Source organism: Carboxylicivirga marina (assembly GCF_016612505.1).
In the GTDB taxonomy this organism is placed as follows: Bacteria; Bacteroidota; Bacteroidia; order Bacteroidales; family Marinilabiliaceae; genus Carboxylicivirga; species Carboxylicivirga marina.
Genome location: NZ_JAENRR010000004.1, coordinates 81,623 through 98,934 on the forward strand (window position 1 = coordinate 81,623; position 17,312 = coordinate 98,934).

The 17,312-nt window shown below is 37.7% G+C and carries 13 protein-coding genes and 1 tRNA gene; 3 read left to right on the forward strand and 11 right to left on the reverse strand.

Annotated features, from left to right (window positions below; genetic code table 11):
• Positions 1–279 precede the first annotated feature (279 nt).
• From JIV24_RS02635 to JIV24_RS02650, 4 genes are all read right to left on the reverse strand, one after another.
• Positions 280–840 (reverse strand): hypothetical protein, encoded by a 561-nt coding sequence (locus JIV24_RS02635; protein WP_200463454.1) that lies wholly within the window; start codon positions 838–840, stop codon positions 280–282.
• A gap of 11 nt (positions 841–851) precedes the next feature.
• Positions 852–1,742, reverse strand: a complete 891-nt coding sequence (locus JIV24_RS02640) for a relaxase/mobilization nuclease domain-containing protein (protein ID WP_200463455.1) — start codon at positions 1,740–1,742, stop codon at positions 852–854.
• A gap of 1 nt (position 1,743) precedes the next feature.
• Positions 1,744–2,079, reverse strand: coding sequence for a MobC family plasmid mobilization relaxosome protein (locus JIV24_RS02645; protein WP_200463456.1), 336 nt, complete (start codon positions 2,077–2,079; stop codon positions 1,744–1,746).
• Positions 2,080–3,135: 1,056 nt separating this feature from the next.
• Positions 3,136–3,209: transfer RNA gene (locus JIV24_RS02650), tRNA-Ile, on the reverse strand.
• Between the two features lie 175 nt (positions 3,210–3,384).
• Between JIV24_RS02650 and JIV24_RS02655 the strand changes: the two genes are divergently transcribed.
• From JIV24_RS02655 to JIV24_RS02665, 3 genes are all read left to right on the forward strand, one after another.
• The gene (locus tag JIV24_RS02655) at positions 3,385–3,675 is read left to right on the forward strand and encodes a hypothetical protein (protein ID WP_200463457.1); all 291 of its coding nucleotides are present in this window, start codon (positions 3,385–3,387) and stop codon (positions 3,673–3,675) included.
• A 96-nt stretch (positions 3,676–3,771) separates the two neighbouring features.
• Positions 3,772–6,798, forward strand: a complete 3,027-nt coding sequence (locus JIV24_RS02660; protein ID WP_200463458.1) for a basic secretory protein-like protein — start codon at positions 3,772–3,774, stop codon at positions 6,796–6,798.
• Positions 6,799–7,061: 263 nt separating this feature from the next.
• Entirely contained in the window at positions 7,062–9,320 is a 2,259-nt protein-coding gene (locus JIV24_RS02665) for a sodium-translocating pyrophosphatase (protein ID WP_200463459.1), read from the forward strand.
• Between the two features lie 537 nt (positions 9,321–9,857).
• Here the strand turns inward: JIV24_RS02665 and JIV24_RS02670 are convergent.
• The 7 genes from JIV24_RS02670 to JIV24_RS02700 form a co-directional block, all read right to left on the reverse strand.
• The gene (locus tag JIV24_RS02670) at positions 9,858–10,292 is read right to left on the reverse strand and encodes a hypothetical protein (RefSeq protein ID WP_200463460.1); all 435 of its coding nucleotides are present in this window, start codon (positions 10,290–10,292) and stop codon (positions 9,858–9,860) included.
• A 66-nt stretch (positions 10,293–10,358) separates the two neighbouring features.
• On the reverse strand, positions 10,359–11,270 hold the full coding sequence (locus JIV24_RS02675) for a hypothetical protein (protein WP_200463461.1): 912 nt from the start codon (positions 11,268–11,270) through the stop codon (positions 10,359–10,361).
• Positions 11,271–11,326: 56 nt separating this feature from the next.
• Positions 11,327–14,377, reverse strand: coding sequence for an ATP-binding cassette domain-containing protein (locus JIV24_RS02680; RefSeq protein ID WP_234445678.1), 3,051 nt, complete (start codon positions 14,375–14,377; stop codon positions 11,327–11,329).
• 17 nt (positions 14,378–14,394) lie between these two features.
• On the reverse strand, positions 14,395–14,775 hold the full coding sequence (locus tag JIV24_RS02685; RefSeq protein WP_200463462.1) for a DUF1987 domain-containing protein: 381 nt from the start codon (positions 14,773–14,775) through the stop codon (positions 14,395–14,397).
• 11 nt (positions 14,776–14,786) lie between these two features.
• Positions 14,787–15,356 carry a SiaB family protein kinase gene (locus JIV24_RS02690; protein WP_200463463.1) on the reverse strand — a complete coding sequence of 190 codons (570 nt, stop codon included), beginning with the start codon at positions 15,354–15,356 and terminating at the stop codon, positions 14,787–14,789.
• A 326-nt stretch (positions 15,357–15,682) separates the two neighbouring features.
• Positions 15,683–16,240, reverse strand: a complete 558-nt coding sequence (locus tag JIV24_RS02695) for a GNAT family N-acetyltransferase (protein ID WP_200463464.1) — start codon at positions 16,238–16,240, stop codon at positions 15,683–15,685.
• Between the two features lie 74 nt (positions 16,241–16,314).
• Complete coding sequence (locus tag JIV24_RS02700) at positions 16,315–17,304, reverse strand: Gfo/Idh/MocA family protein (protein WP_200463465.1); 990 nt, start codon at positions 17,302–17,304, stop codon at positions 16,315–16,317.
• Positions 17,305–17,312: the final 8 nt, after the last annotated feature.

Consider the following 17,312-nt stretch of genomic DNA (forward strand, 5'->3'; position numbering starts at 1 on the left):
AATCTCATAATATTTCTTTGATTATTTAGATTTTCAATGACATATCACCTTTATACAATATGAGTTACAAACATGAAAATGCACTAAATGCTCTTTTTTAGAATGTCAGCCTCTAAAATAATATCTAATTGGTATAGAATTTGGGCAATAGGAACAACACAACAGTATCTTTTAAGGTTAAACCTTGAAACACATTTATAAAACCAGTTTATGAGACTCTCAAAGCCTATTCATGATGTAGGAGAAAATGTTGTCTCAACAATCGGTGGTGACCCTAAACTAATTGCCACTAAGAGACTGCTTGATAAAATCTATCACCTCCTCATCCCTATACATATTAAAAATAGTATCAAGTCTACTAGCTACTTCTTCATTAATATTGTTGGTGGCTTTTAGGTAGTTCAATTGTAGTTCAATATCTTTCAATCTTTGGTTCTCATTCATAAAATAAACATTGAATAAAATTGACACAATAGCTAGAATCTGAAAACCAATAACTTTAACCATTAATTGCTTTCGCTTCTTAAGGCCCTGCAGAACTTCAGCATGGAAACTTTGGCTAACAGATGTTTGGTTATCTAACACTGGAAATATCTTGTCAATTTGATTGGATAGATTACATGCTGATGCATTAATGATTCCGCTTATTGATTTCAGCAAATAATTGACGACACTGTCAATATTTATTGACCTATCATTTTGTTTCTCAATATTGGAAAGAATTTCACTTTTTGTCAGTTCATGATTGTAATTGACATCATCCAACTTCTCATTCATTTTCACCAGCTTTTCTCTGATTTCTTCAAACATGGCGGCTGTCATTTCACTATTCTTCGTCATAGTTTTTCAATTTAAAATTTAGGGCCAAATCGGCGTTTCTTGTATTTGAATTTATTCTGTTGCTGTTCATGTAGACTGTGTACATAATCAGGATGGAGCAATTCTGCACCAATCTTCAAGGCATTGAAGGTTCTATAATCCAGCTTCTCCATGTTTGAATGTGAGACCTTATGTGCATTGCAATAGAGCTGGTAATTAATTTTGGAATAACTAAACAGTCGGTCAACCTTGGAACCATTAAAGCTTAATTCATCCTTTCGAAAAGTTACTCCTTGAATTTCATTCGTTTTACCTTTGTATTTGTAGATAATCGTTATTCCTTTTTCACTTAACTGATTTTCTAGCCCCTTCCAATCCTTGCATTCTGGGATGGATTGCTTCAGCGCTTCATAGATTTCATATTTGATCTTATCAGCTCCTTTTAATCGATGTGTTTTAACCTGTTCTTTTCCTTTAGCCCAATAGAGTTGATGTTGCCGGGTTATTTCCTTGCAGATACGCTCACTTTTTATTCGGTCGTTTTTATCAGAAATGGTTTTGCCATTGAAATCTACACGGTTAATTATTAGATGAATATGCGGGTGCTCTTTGTCGTAATGTCTGGCAATCAGGTATTGGGTTTCATCAATATTCATTTTCTCCATATAGGATTTGCCGATTTCTACCATTAACTCATTGGTGAGTTTGGCTTTATCATTGGCCGAAAAGTCCAGTGAAATATGATAGACGGGCTTAGTGATGCGTTGATTGAGTTCAACCTGACTTTGAAAACTCTGAATAATGGATTCGGTATCTTTCAAGCGCAAACCATCTGAGCTTAGCAACTCTGTTCCCTTCTTTTCATCCAGAACATAGTTGACGACTCCTCGAAAACATTTGCCTTTCACAATTTTGGCTATCATACTAGAGTTGGTTTAAAAGTTGGTCTATTTGCTTGGCCAAATGCAAGTATTCACTTCTTGCATTGCTATAACCTTGAGCATTGGCTTTTCTTGCAATTTGATTCAGGTTATTGGCCATACCACATAATTGGCGAATCTGTTTTTGATGTTCTGGACTGAGACGTTCGCGCACAGAACTGTCATGAATGCATCGCCGCATATATTCGCTCTTGGTCATGCCGGCTTTCATGGCCTTTGACTTAAGGGTATAATAATCCTCAGTAGACATTTTCACATCCACTTTATACTTCTTCTTCTGAGAAGCACTTAATCGAGGTCGTCCACCTTTATTTGTCATTTTCAGCTTTGCTTTTTTTAGACCAACGGGATGCTTTTTCAGGGTTTTGGTCGCACCAAAACATAAACTTGCTAATAGCTTCGCTTAAGAGACAGAGATTAATATCTCTTTAGATATTTCGAAACTCATATCATTTGACTATTTCTCTTTTCCAATACATACATTGGGGCTTTTTTACATGCGTAAGCCACCCATTTTTAAAGGTCATGGTTTGGCAAAAGGAAGCGGAATAAAAAGCCCGAGCGATGGAAAGAAGAATCAGTTCAAACATATTTTGAGCGGACAGAGCAAAGGGCTTGTATTTTGCGGTACGCAATAATAACAAGCTTTTTGCTGTTGGGCATGAGCGCTGGGAAAGAAAATGTGTTTGAATGATTCTGGCGCGTTTATGCCGAACACTTTTGCATCAAACCATGAGCGTTCACATCTTTGCTGAAGCATGTATAAAAAAGCATGGCTCTTAAAAATTTCTCTGATCTTCATGTTGGTATTTTTTGGGTATAATTCTGCCTTATTAAATTACCAACTCATTTATTACTAAACAATAAGCAAAATCCATCAAATCGAATCAAATGGTACTATTTTCCGAATTTGGACGTCATTTTTCGCAAACCGCACGAAGAAAAATGAAAATTATTTTCTAAAAAAACTGAAGTGAGAAACATCAAATTTCTACCGTCCATTCCTCTCTCCTCCTTCAAAATTTAATAGTCCTTTCTTCTCTTGCAAGGGTGTATAAACGACATCCAGATATGTCGCCCTTGCATTGAGCGAAAGTTCTATTTCCAATTCTTTCGGAGGGGCGATACACTATACGGCAGAAATCATTAAAAAGATGAAGAAAAACATGGCATGCGCCGTGTATTTTTTCTTTTGGGAGGGAGCTCTGACTATTGGCAAAAGTAAAATCTATGAAAACTTGCCAAAAACACGATTCAAAAGCACTCAAATCATGTTAAAATTCATTAAATCTGACACTTACAAGTGTTAAGTGCAAATTAAGTGCAAATCAAAAAAAGGTTACAATCTCTCGACTGTAACCTCTTGATAATGAAGTGGGCCCACCTGGGCTTGAACCAGGGACCCCCTGATTATGAGTCAGGTGCTCTAACCAACTGAGCTATAGGCCCGGCTTTATAAGGTGTATTACCTTTTCAGCGGATGCAAAAATAGTTAACAATTTTATATTATCAAACAGATAATTCAATATTTTCCGCATTAGCAGTATGATACCAGAGTCAAATTCAATTGTAAAATTGATTACACTTCTGTAATTTAGAACAATACAACAATCAATACTATACTATGAAAACTCAACAAAAAGTATTTTTCACTACAACAATCATCTTATTTGCTATCATTTTAAGTTCATGCTTACCGGGTGGTGGTAATTATTCACCACTTGAACCAGCCGGATTCTTTACCGGCATATGGCACGGATGGATTGCTCCCATCTCACTAATACTTGGTTTATTCAACAAAGACATCAGTATTTACGAATCATTTAATACCGGATGGTGGTACGACTTTGGATTTTACATGTCTATCATTGCAGGTTTTGGAGGTCTACGTTTACTAAGGAAAAAAGGCGATTAATCAAATTACCTCTTTTCAAAACGGTAATAATGCATTAAATTATAACTATTATTAGCGATTTACGTATTTAAATGCATCTATTCAACCACTTGCTTCATGCGCATCATATTCACCATAGCGTTATTGCTTGGATGGAGTGTTTTATCACTTCATGCACAATACTTTGGACAAAACAAACCATCGTATGAAGAGTTTGAGTTTAAATTATATAAAACACCTAATTTCGAACTTTATCACTATTTCAAAAATGAAGAGCTAATAAAGAACTTAAGCAAGCAATCCGAGAAATGGTATTATTACCATCAGCAGGTTTTGCTTGACACGTTTCAAACACGAAATCCAATCATCTTTTATTCCAACCACGCCGATTTTCAGCAGACCACAGCCGTCAGTAGTCGCATAGATGTAGGTACAGGAGGTGTAACAGAAGGCATGAAGCGTCGTGTGGTGATGCCCGTAACATTTACTAAGCAGCAAACCGACCATGTGCTTGGCCATGAGCTTGTGCATGCCTTTCAATACAATATTCTTACGCATGATGAGGACATTAACCTCATGGCCATTAACAATGTACCGCTTTGGATGATTGAAGGCATGGCAGAATACCTGTCACTAGGGAGTGTAAACAGCCATACAACCTTGTGGATGCGCGACGCCCTAATAAACAACAGCTTCCCCACATTGGAAGATATGACACGCAGTTATCGATACTCACCCTATCGTTATGGACATGCTTTTTGGGCTTTTATTGCCTATCAGTATGGCGAACAATACATTCCACGTTTATTTAAAGCCGCTGCACACGATGGGTACGAACAGGCCATTGGCGATGTACTCATGATGTCTGATGATTCGCTTTCTGTACTTTGGCAAGAAACACTACGACAACACCTGTTATGCTCATCTATCGATTCTACTTTTTCAATTGTGGGCGACCGCATAATTTCAAAAAAGAATAGTGGACGATATAATTTAAATCCATCCATTAGTCCCAATGGAAAGCATCTCGTTTATTTATCAGAGCGTGACTTATACGATATCGACTTATTCCTTGCCGATAGCAAAACAGGTAAGGTTGTTTCAAGACTATACACAGCAACTAGTCACGATGAAATTGATGCCTTAAGCTACCTGGAAACTGCAGGTGCCTGGTCGGCCAACAGTCGATATTTCGCATTCATCGCCTTTAAGCAGGGCAAGTCCACTTGTCAGATTTTTGACATTCAAAAAAAGCAGATTACAAAAGAAATTACCATTGACGAATATGATGAAATAAGCTGGCCTGCCTGGAGCCCCACAGAAAATATTATTGCTTTTGCAGCACTTAAAGAAGGCGTTTCAGATATTATCACTTACCACATTGATTCCAACACTGTAAATAACATTACCAATAATAATTATTCATGCATCCAGCCATCGTGGACCAGGGATGGTAAATACATATATTACATAAGCGACAAGAATTTATCAAAGCAATACGATACACAGAATTGTTTTAACATTGCACGTATCTCAGCTGATGGATTAGAGCATCGTTATTTCAAAACATTTGATGGCGCCAAGAATTTTACGCCACAAAGTAGTACAAACAATCATGAAGTACTGTTTTTATCGAATTGGGATGGTCGGCGAAACTTATATTTACTTAACACACATGATGGCAGCATAGAGCAAGTATCTAACTACCCAACCGGCATTACAGGCATGACTGAGTACTCGCCAGCTATTACACTCGCTGGAGATACATTGTTATATTCTATGCTTTGGGATGGCGAATATTCCATTTACAGAACGTCGGTTGATAAACTAAAAGAGAGTGGAACTCAGCTTGAAATAAAAGAAACTGATTTATCCTTATCGCGCATTGTACCCTATTCATCAATTCCATCGCAGGTTGAAACTAACTTGTATTTTAAGCGCCAACCTTATGCATTGCAAACAGATAGTTTCTATACCGATAAAATTCAGAATAAATTCAAACTGGACTTTATTGGTGGTGCATCTGCCGGCGTAATGACCGGGCGATTTGGAACCGGAATGGCAGGTAGCATTGAAGCCATGTTTAGCGATATATTAGGAAAAAACATGGTTTATACGGCCCTTAGCATTAATGGTGAGATTTATGATTTTGGCGGACAAATAGCCTACATCAACCAACGCAAACGTGTTAAAATAGGGGTCGGGCTATCACATATTCCCTACCGGACAGGCACCTATCAATACCAAACCGATTCGTTGCCAGATGGCAGTACCTCACGTTCTCTCAATTACCTTTTTCGAAGAACCTTTGAAGATAAATTATCCATATTCACTTTCATCCCTATCAATAAAACCAAACGTTTTGAATTTGGAGCAGCTTATGCTTTTTACAATTATCGCATCGAGAAACTAAAAAATATCAACTCCTTCTCGCAATTATATTCGGCAGAGAAAGAAAAAATGCCAGCCCCTGATGGCTTTGGCACAGGCATTATTGATGCAGCATTTGTGATTGATAATGCCAAAATGGGCTTAGCATCACCTGTTGAAGGCAAACGGCTTCGCATACAAATGGAGCATTATCTTCATAAAATGCAAATGCAAACATTATTGGTAGACTTTCGTCGCTATTTCTTTGTCAAACCCTATAGCCTGGCTTTCCGAATTTACCATTACGGCCGGTACGGAAAAGATTCGGATAGTGAACGCATGAGCGAATTATTTCTTGGCTCACCTTGGTTTGTGCGAGGTTACGACATGGGTGGGTTTTATGGTGATGAATCAGTTAATGCCAATACAATTAGCATGAACCAATTAATAGGAACACGCCTATTAGTTACTAATTTAGAGTGGCGCATCCCATTTACCGGTCCAAAAGAAATAGCCTGGTTTCCATCAAATTTCCTCTTTAGCGAAATGGCTGTTTTTATAGATGCAGGAGTTAGCTGGAACAAACATTCCTATCCTGTCGCCAGACTTTCTACCGATAATAATTCACAGCGCATACCTGTTTTTAGTGGAGGGCTTGCCTATCGAATCAACCTTTTTGGTGCTATGATTCTTGAACCGTACTATGGCTTCCCATTCCATCAGAATCGTTTAAAAAGAGGCGAATTTGGCATCAATATCTTCGCTGGATGGTAATCCTATTCACCATTATTTTTTCTGATTAGTATAATAGACATCTTAAAATCATTATCTTGTAAAAGCGGGGACAGATAATATGTGTGGAAGAATGAACGAAGTTAATCTTCAAATTCACTACTCATGAAATATCAAGGCCGGAACCGACCGACTTATTTTACAACACTCCAATATCGATTAATCAAGCATAATCGAGCGAGCGTGCATGCTTCACTTCCACGGTCATCAGCATTCGAACATTTACTAACTAAAACAATATTTCTATGAATTCAATTTTTTGGTTTATCCCATTTGCGTCAATTTTAGCATTGGTTTTTGCATGGATATTCTTCAAATCCATGATGAAAGAATCGGAAGGTACCGATAAGATGAAAGAAATTGCCCAACACGTAAGAGACGGAGCAATGGCTTACCTTTCGAGACAATATAAGGTAGTCAGTATCGTATTTTTGGTTTTACTCGTTATTTTAACCTTGCTGGCCGTTATTGGTGTACAAAATCCATTTGTGCCAATCGCATTCTTAACGGGTGGTTTCTTTTCCGGATTATGTGGATTCCTCGGAATGAAAACAGCGACCTTTGCTTCAGCCCGAACGGCACATGGTGCTTCTATATCTCTTAACAGAGGATTAAAAGTGGCATTTAGAAGTGGTGCTGTAATGGGATTGGTGGTTGTTGGCTTTGGACTAATAGATATAGCACTTTGGTATTGGTTATTGAACTACATCTATGATAATAACGTATTTGGTCTTGGGTTAAAAGTTGCTGAAGAAGTCAGCTTAATGGGAGCCTGGACAAGCGACTTTATCGCCAATTCGGAATGGACTCACGCCAAAATGGTTCATATCACTACAACCATGCTAACATTTGGAATGGGAGCATCAACACAAGCTTTATTCGCGCGTGTAGGTGGTGGTATTTATACTAAAGCAGCAGATGTAGGAGCCGATTTAGTTGGTAAAGTTGAAGCGGGTATTCCTGAGGATGACCCACGTAACCCGGCAACCATTGCTGATAATGTTGGTGACAACGTAGGTGATGTAGCCGGAATGGGTGCCGACCTTTATGAATCCTATTGCGGTTCCATCTTAGCCACTGCGGCATTAGGTGCGGCCATATCCATGAATTCAGGCTCGTTTAATGAGAAAGCCATCATTGCCCCAATGGTGGTAGCAGCCATTGGTATCATCTTTTCAATTTTAGGTGTCTTCATGGTACGTACTAAAGAAGATGCAAACGCTAAAAGCTTATTAAATTCTTTACTTGTCGGAACAGCTGGCTCTTCTGTATTAATACTCATTGCCATAGCTGTAATGGCCTATTTAGGCTGGTTTGGTTGGGGCATATTTGGCTCTGTTGTAGCTGGTTTGATAGCAGGTATTGTTATTGGCCAGGGAACTGAATACTACACATCAGATGGTTATAAGCCAACCCAAGGCATCGCAAGACAGGCTCAGCAAGGACCGGCAACAACCATTATTGATGGTATTGCCGTAGGAATGTATTCAACATGGATTCCAGTGCTTACGATTGTAGCAGGTATTATTGCCTCATTTGGCTTCGCCGGAGGCTTTACCAATTTTAGTGAAGGTGTTTATGGTATTGGCTTTGCAGCTGTAGGGATGCTTTCAACCCTGGGTATAACGCTGGCAACTGACGCCTTTGGACCCATCGCTGACAACGCAGGAGGAAATGCAGAAATGGCCGAATTACCAAAAGAAGTGCGCGAACGAACAGATGCGCTTGATATGCTCGGTAATACAACGGCAGCAACTGGTAAGGGCTTTGCCATTGGATCGGCAGCATTAACAGCCATGGCTTTACTTGTAGCATACATGGAAGAAGTGCGTATTTGGCTAAAAAAAGTACCTGAGCTAGGAGCCAGCTTTCTGGAAAAAACAGGCGCCGAAAGCTTAACCAAAGCTTCCATACAAGATTTCGTTGATTTTTATGAACTGAACATGTTTAATCCTCTATTATTAGCCGGATTATTTATTGGAGCCATGATGCCCTTTGTATTCTGTGCGATGACAATGAAAGCTGTAGGTCGCGCTGCTGGAGCCATGGTTGATGAAGTACGTCGCCAGTTTAAAGAAATACCTGGCATATTAGAGGGCACAGGAACACCTGAATATGCCAAATGTGTTGCCATTTCAACAAAAGGAGCTCAACGAGAGATGATGGTTCCATCTATTTTAGCCATTGCTGTACCAATTATAGTTGGTCTTGTATTCGGTGTTGCCGGGGTTATAGGTTTACTAATGGGTGGTTTAGTCACTGGCTTTACCCTCGCTGTAATGCTAAACAATGCAGGTGGTGCATGGGACAATGCCAAAAAATATATTGAGAAAGGTAATTATGGAGGCAAAGGCAGTGAAGCACACCATGCTGGAGTGGTTGGTGATACCGTTGGAGACCCCTTTAAAGATACATCAGGCCCATCATTAAATATCCTTATTAAACTTATGACGATGGTTTCTGTGGTAATGTCCGGCCTAACTGTAATATATTCATTATTTTAGTAGTATCCACTTCTACAACTAACGCGAATGTTCGATACATTCGTATACCATCAATGTTAATAATATACCGCCCTTATATACGGGGCGGTTTTTTTTATCTCTTTTTATGTGAGCGTTAGTATTTACCACCAATGATACCGATTACGAATTAAAAACGATTGATAAAAAATCAATCTGTGATTCTGTATCGGCATTAACCCATGTAACAAGCAAAATGCTTTATCAATCATTTTGTTATTCATTTGGTATAACAACGCACCACCATTGAATGGATGGTAATTGCTTGTAATGTGATATGGTATATATCAATTGATATTTCAACTATATATCAACTGATATATTGCACGCTTCATTACAGTGATTTATCATTAATAGAGCTAAGGTGGCTATACAAGTAGTTCATCAGGCAATGGTAATAAAAGCAGTGTAATATGCACCTTGATAAAATCTTTGAAACTCAATAACTCTTGTGATTACCACATGAAAAAAGCCGTTCAAAAGAATTGAACGGCTTCGTATATTATAAAAGTACTTTGTCTAAAGTTGCTTCACAAGCGACAATACTGACTTAGCACATCCTTCTTGCCCACCTTTAAATGAGAAATACAAATGATAAACGCCTGTCTTACGACATACAAACTGGAACTCATCATACATTTTACCATTATGGAAATTGCTACTGATAAGCTTCTCGCTTTGCTTCAATTGCATAATCATTTTTTCAGGATTTGAAGCACCGTTTACAATGTTAAATTTATACTGCGTATTGCTGTTTAACACGACAGAGAACTTAACATATCCGGTTTTAGTATCTTTCTTCTCTTTTACCATTTCAACGGTAAAATCCTTGATATACTGACTTGTTCCCATTTCTTTTAATGCCGCTTTAAGCAAATCATCACCACATTGGGCAGATGCACTAAAAGCACTCGCTACAAAAAGAATTAGGAAACTATAAATTAATTTTTTCATGGTATCAATTTTAATTGGTCTGGGTATGAACATTTGCAAAAATAACTTTTTTTCAAATACTCAGACTTACGACACGATGAATTCTCTTAATGACTTAATTTCAGCAACTATAGCAGCAACACTTTCTGGTGAAACTTCAACGTGACTTACCTCATCCTGAACAATGATTAACATGCCATCTTTTTCTACCGTCTGAGCTTCTCCCATTTCGGTTGTAATCTTTACACCATCATAAGCCTTTTTAAGCTTGCCAATGTGTTGTGCTAATTCGGCAAAGTCAGGATCACCAGCATAATTCTTAAGAATAATTTCGATGATGTCGATGATATCTTTCTGCTCAGCCACACGATTGATTAGGCTTTCATTATTGGTTTCTTCAATAACATTTGCTGTAATGTACAAACCTTCAATCCAGGCACCAGTAACAATTAATGAAGATACATTGCTACGCTTTTGACTGCGCAGGTATGAATCCATCTGGTTAAAGCTTGAGATCGAAATTTGCATTAATGAATCCAGGTTATTGTTATTGGTTGCCATTCTTTTCAATGAATTGAAATCGAAGAACTGACCTACATTAATACCTTCAGCCAAAGATTTAATCGATACCAAATACGACACAACAATACTATTTTTGTTGAATGTATTGATATAACCTAAATCGGCACTGTAAACACCAAGGTTTAAAGCACGCTTATAACTGGTGTTATAATCATCAACTTTATCGGTGTTATTTAATATTTTTTGAGAGAAATCAACTCCTGTGGCCTTAATTATTGAGGCCATCTCAACAGGCGAAGAAATATTTTGTATAACATCACTCATTACTTCTTCTGACAATTCAAGAGCACCACTTTCGGCAGGCGCTGAAAGCGTTAATTCGTCAGAGTCATCACTTTTTTTCGATGAGCCCGAACAAGCTGTCATTAAGCAGATTGAGGCAACCATCAAGGTTAGGTAACTAAATTTTCTCAACATTTTAGTACGTTTTTAATTTCGATTGAAGCAATTATACTCAATTATTTAGTAAAAGGTTACTTTTTGAACAGTTTTAATTCACCAAGGAAGTTCATGCCTTTCTTTAGTAAATCAAAATATAGCACGCCATACAGCATGATGGTGAGTAACCATACCATGGCTATATTAAACCATAATGTATCATAAAATACACCTGCAAAATGCTTTTGTGGCGCAAAGAAATGCGTTCTGAAAGATACAGTTGATTCTGGTTCAGGAATCTGATAGATAGGGTCAACTACTTGAATTAGCTTATCTCCATCGCGCAGTATCTTATTCTTATCAAAGGTTTTACGCACTATATCCGACATACTCTCGTTATAATACGCATCTTTAATCGCATTAAATTTTTCCTTATTGTTTCTAATATTCTCTGATAAGAAACGGTTGATGGTGTTATCTGCCTCATTAAAAATGGTACGATAATGATCTTTCAATCTGGCAATGTATGCTATCGCTAATGCAGCTACATCTTCGTTAAAACCATCTACCGAAATTTTGTCGATAGCCTCAAAAGAAATACCTGGCACGCGCTTCAGTTCTTTCGACAATTCATTGTGCAATAAAGCTAAATCATTCACATATGCTTCGCTTGTCTTATCTGCAATTCGACAGGCATCTAATATTTCTTCAAGCTCAGGAAGGTAATAGACATTTTTAAAGTCAGAGCTACTCTGTTGCAACTCCACATTAAATATGTTCTTCTTATAATTGTTATGCTTATACTGATGTACAATTAATCCTTCATATATATAGCGCGATGGCATTACTTCAGCCACCAAAGGCACTTTATCTACACTTGTAAAGTCTTTATTTAGCTTATCGAAGGTAAACATGGCACCACCCAGCACCATTTGAGGAATCATTACCAATGGTATTAACACATAAATGGTAACAATCGAATTAAACGAAGCTGAAAGAATCAGCCCTAAAATATTGGCAAATGCTGAAACAGAGAAGAGCGCTAACCAGAATTCGAAATTTAAACCCTTAATACCAAGGATGCCATTGGCAACAAGGACAAAGGTAACCATTTGAATGGCCGATAAAGTAAATAATATTAGAATCTTAGAAGCCAGATAACTCGAGCGACTAAGGTTCAAAAACTTCTCACGTTTTAGGATCTTAGCATCTTTGAATATTTCCTCGGCACTTACAATAAGACCAAAAAAGAGTGCTACGATAATACCCATAAAAATATATGGCGCTATGTTCTCATTCTCACGAAAAACATAAACGTCTGACTCCGGATCGACAATGTAGCGAATCAAATAAGCCAGTACGAAACCAAGAAATGGCGTCTCTAGTAAATTGAGTAATATATATTGCTTATTACTAATCTTCGACTTAAAATCACGGAGGGTATAAATAAAGAACTGCTTAAACCACGATGGGATATTTAATGACTTAGGCGGCGTTGAGGTCACCTGCTCAACCTGCGGCAACTCAATATTTTCTTTATAATGCTCATGCCATTCTTCAGGTGATGTTTTACGCTTATTGGTGTAATTTCCATATTCATCAATCACATTGGCATCGATGATGTTGAAAATTAACTCCGGATTAAGGTTACCACATGTTCCACACTCACCCTGATCACTGTTTATTTGTGCATCCAGTTGCTTAAAATAAATAAGCGACTCACTAGGGTTACCATAATAAACCGGATAACCGCCAGTGTCGAGAATGTACATTTTATCAAACATCTTATAGATGTCTGACGATGGTTGGTGAATAACTACGAAGATCAGCTTTCCTTTCAAAGCCAACTCTCGTAGCAGGTTCATTACATTCTCTGAATCACGTGATGACAGACCTGATGTTGGTTCATCAACAAATAGAATTCCCGGTTCACGAATCAGCTCTAAAGCAATGTTCAATCGCTTACGCTGACCACCACTAATCATTTTGTTGAGGGGTGAACCGACTTTAAGATTTCGACGCTCATAAAGACCCAGACTCATGAGGGTATTATTAACCATCTCCTCAATCTCTTTTTCGTCTTTATCTTTAAAACACAGCTTCGCGTTGTAATAAAGATTCTCGTACACCGTTAGTTCCTCAATCAATAAGTCATCCTGAGGGATGTAACCGATAACTCCTTCTACTTTATCACGCTCGTGATGAAGGTTGTAGCTATTAATCAATACTTCTCCCCTTGTGGGCGTTTCATTGCCACACAGCACATTAAGCAAGGTGGTTTTACCTGCACCGCTGGCGCCCATAATACCAATTAATTTGCCCTGCTCTTCTGAAATATTGACATCGCGTAAACCAATGCCTCCTGTTTTAAACTGGAAACCTACATTGTTAACCTCGTAAGTAATTTTTGAAACCGATGAGTCGGACATAAATCTCGAAACTACATCGGTATAATAAACCGGTTGCCCTTTCGGTAATTTTACAAAACTACCTTTTGGGAACAAGTATATACGGCGATTATTAATTAACAGACCGTTGAGAAAAATATCCTGCTCTCCTGTATATCTGACAAAATACAGGCCAGCGCTATTAACTCGTAATATTAAAACATGACCATCTAACTCTCCAGACTCAATATGCTTACCATTATCGTGTTGAGGCAGATTATGATTCACAACCAAAACATCGTCGAGGTCTAGTTTTGAAAGCTCATTATTCACCGTATAGGTTTCAATGGCTTCAATTTCCTCTTTAGGTAATTTAAATACATCGGCCACCGTATTGATAATGGCCATGCGCTGCTCGGTAAATTTTCGGTCGGCATTTACTAATTCATAAAGGCGCAGTAGTACAACAACCTTTTGCTCTTTATTTAGTTTTTTGTTAATCTTCTTACAAATTCCGAGAATCTTCACGGAATCTTTCATGGAAGTTAACTTCACCTTTCCTTCATCACCTTCTTTTGCCAGCTTCGAATCTTTTGAAAACCTTAGAAAGAGCGAATAATATTCTTCAACAGCCTCTGCATTGAGCTGTTGCTTCAAAAACGTTTTTACATATTCAGTCTCATTAGCTTCAACTCCACCATCCTGCTTGGCAATTAAGCCAAACAGCTGCATCAGCGCTTTCAGAATCTCTTCACTCATAGGTCAGTCTGTAAGGTCTAGTCTGTATACGAAATATAATCGAAAGGAATTTCAACAATGTCGGCATATTCTTCGCCTGCTTCTAACATGTCTTCCTCTTCTTCGTGATAATGCCATTTAATAACAACGTCGTTGTCATTTTCAACAATCTCTTCAAACTTCAATAAAATATCAAGAATCACCTTTGATGAAGCGGTGTTAAAATATTCTAATTTGAAATGAAACTCTGTTTTATCGGCTGGTGCTTCAGCATAACCGTCAATCCATTCAAGAATTGGCTCATAAAACATGTTTACATCCTCAGGTAATGAACGTCCTGAAATTTCAAACTTAGCATTGTCTTTATCCAGAATCACGTTTGGAGTATCATCAGTACCCGCAATATTAATTACTTCCATATTTTGTCAGATTAGTTTCGTTTTACAGTTGATGTTAAGATAAAAAAGCTTACGTCTTCATTAAGCTTCTTAAACTCATAGTTTAATTTACTACCAGTTTTTTTGGCAATATCGATAAAACCAAGGCCTGCTCCTCCCTTTTCTGATATCTTACCTTCACGCATTTGTTTCTTGTACAAATCAGATAATCCTTTTTTATCCAGACTATTGACGTGTGCAAGACTTGCCTCTAATTCAGGTACCTTCTCATTTTTAATCACATTACCAGTAATGATATTGTAACTGGTTTCACCATGGCTAACCATAACAATACCACGACGCTCGCTTTCGTTATCATCTAACGAATCGGCATGCTTACTAATGTTCTGAAGGCATTCAACCATTACATTAAACACTTTTCGTTGAACAGTGTTTGACTCCTGGCTTTTCTCTAGGCTTCTTTCGGTAAGTGAAGTAAATGTTTTAGTAATCTCCTGTGTTACTTCCCCTTCGTAAACCAAATTAATCTCATTGGTCTTCATCGATTTATACATCTGATATGCAAAATCTAAAAACCCTTGATTCTCTATGTTTTTATCCATATTATGTAGTGTATTAAACTTACTACTTCCATTTCTTACATCTCATCCTATAAAAATGCAAAATTAGAAAGAACACGGAAATTATCCTGCGCTTTCTAAAATGAATTTTACAGTTCTGAACAAGTGTGAAACAACAGCACTTGTACATTTCGACAAGATAGAAATAATTCTAACGTCTCATGTCAGTGCTACTACGGAAAAATACGAGAATTGTTTTGATATTTTACGTTAATTGATGGAAAGTCGCATCGAATGGTCAAAAACCGATGATTAACTTTTCGTTCTTCGCATACTAGCAAACGATTACATCAATACTTCAATTGGCATTAGTTAAGATTTAACAAAAAGTTTGACTGAAGGTTTGTTTGTTCTTTAATACACTCATCGGCGCCAATTTCCTTATCGTGCGTACTAATGCTAAAACCTTGTGAAAGATAGTTCGAAATGGCCGACATACGCTCAAATTCACTGGCATGAAAAAAGATACGTTTTGGCTCATACTGAAAACAATGATCGACGACTTTAGAAAGCAGCATGGCTCTAATCTCAAAGTCAATAAAATCATTAACTATTCCGAAGTTTTTAATTTCAACCTGGCGGTCGGGAAGGATAATAAGATCAAACGAGCCAATAATTTCGCCTTCGTGCATTGCTAAATAAAAATGCACTTCGGGATATGCTAGAAAATTTCTGAGTATATCTTTATTCCATGATAAATGCTCCCACCAATCGGTATTCAATTGCTCAGAAGAAGGCATTTCGTAATTAAAATTAGCGTTCTTCTTAAGAAGAAGAATCTCAATTTTCTTTTCGTAACCTTTAGCAGGAATAAATTGATTGCGACTGGTTAATTCCAGAATATTGTAATTGACACGTTTTTTCATAACACCCTTGATAACATCCAAGTGCTGTTACGCATTATTCGTGCCAAAGTTTTTTAAAAATGTGAAATTTTTGCTTAACTCACTGTTTCCCACGATTGGCTTTGGGAAGAACGTAAAACGGCGTCTAATACTTTTTGATTACAAATGGCGTCATCTTCGTCGGCTGAAGGTGGTTCGTTGTTAATTATCAAATTAGCAAAATCATTCACCATCAAGCCATACTGATCAACCGGTGGTATCTCAATCACCCGAAGACCAAGCGCCGTTTCAACAGTAATCTTAGCAGGCACATCGGCATAAGTGTTAAAAGGCAAATGCAAGCATATTCGTCCTGCCGAAGCTACAATATCAACAACCTGAAAACTACTGGCACATGTAGAAACATTAAACGTTGCCCTGGCATTTCCAAAATCAAGTATAGCCGATGTTAATACATCAGTTCCAAAATCTGGGTGTTCATTTAATAAACTAATCACACGATTAGGTTCCCTATCGAGCAAAAAACGAGGAACAGAAATGGCATAACAACCGATATCTCTTAATCCGCCACCACCATATTCCTTAATGTTTCTAATATTAGATGCAGAAGGATTATTATAGGAAAATGAAGTATTTATATATTGCACACTTCCAATATTATTGGTGCGAATAATATCATGTACTTTTATCCATTGTGGATGATGCTTGTACATAAACGCCTCCATCAAAACTACATTACGTTTTTGACAATACTCAACAAGCTCGCGGGCTTCATCAGCATCCATACACATTGGCTTTTCACAAAGAATGTGCTTACCTGCATCCGCTGCTTTTTTAGTCCACTCGGTATGCATATGATTAGGCAATGGAATATATACCGCATCAATGCTTTTGTCGTTGAGCAAAGCCTGGTAACTACCGTAAGCCTGCTTAATACCAAAACGACGCGCAGCATCGGTAGCTTTTGATAAATGGCGTGAAGCAATTGCAGTAATTTCAACATTATCCAGCTCTTTGACTGGCAGTACTACACGCTTTATAAAATGATTTGAAACACTTAAAACTCCCAATCGCAACTTCTCCATAATGCTAA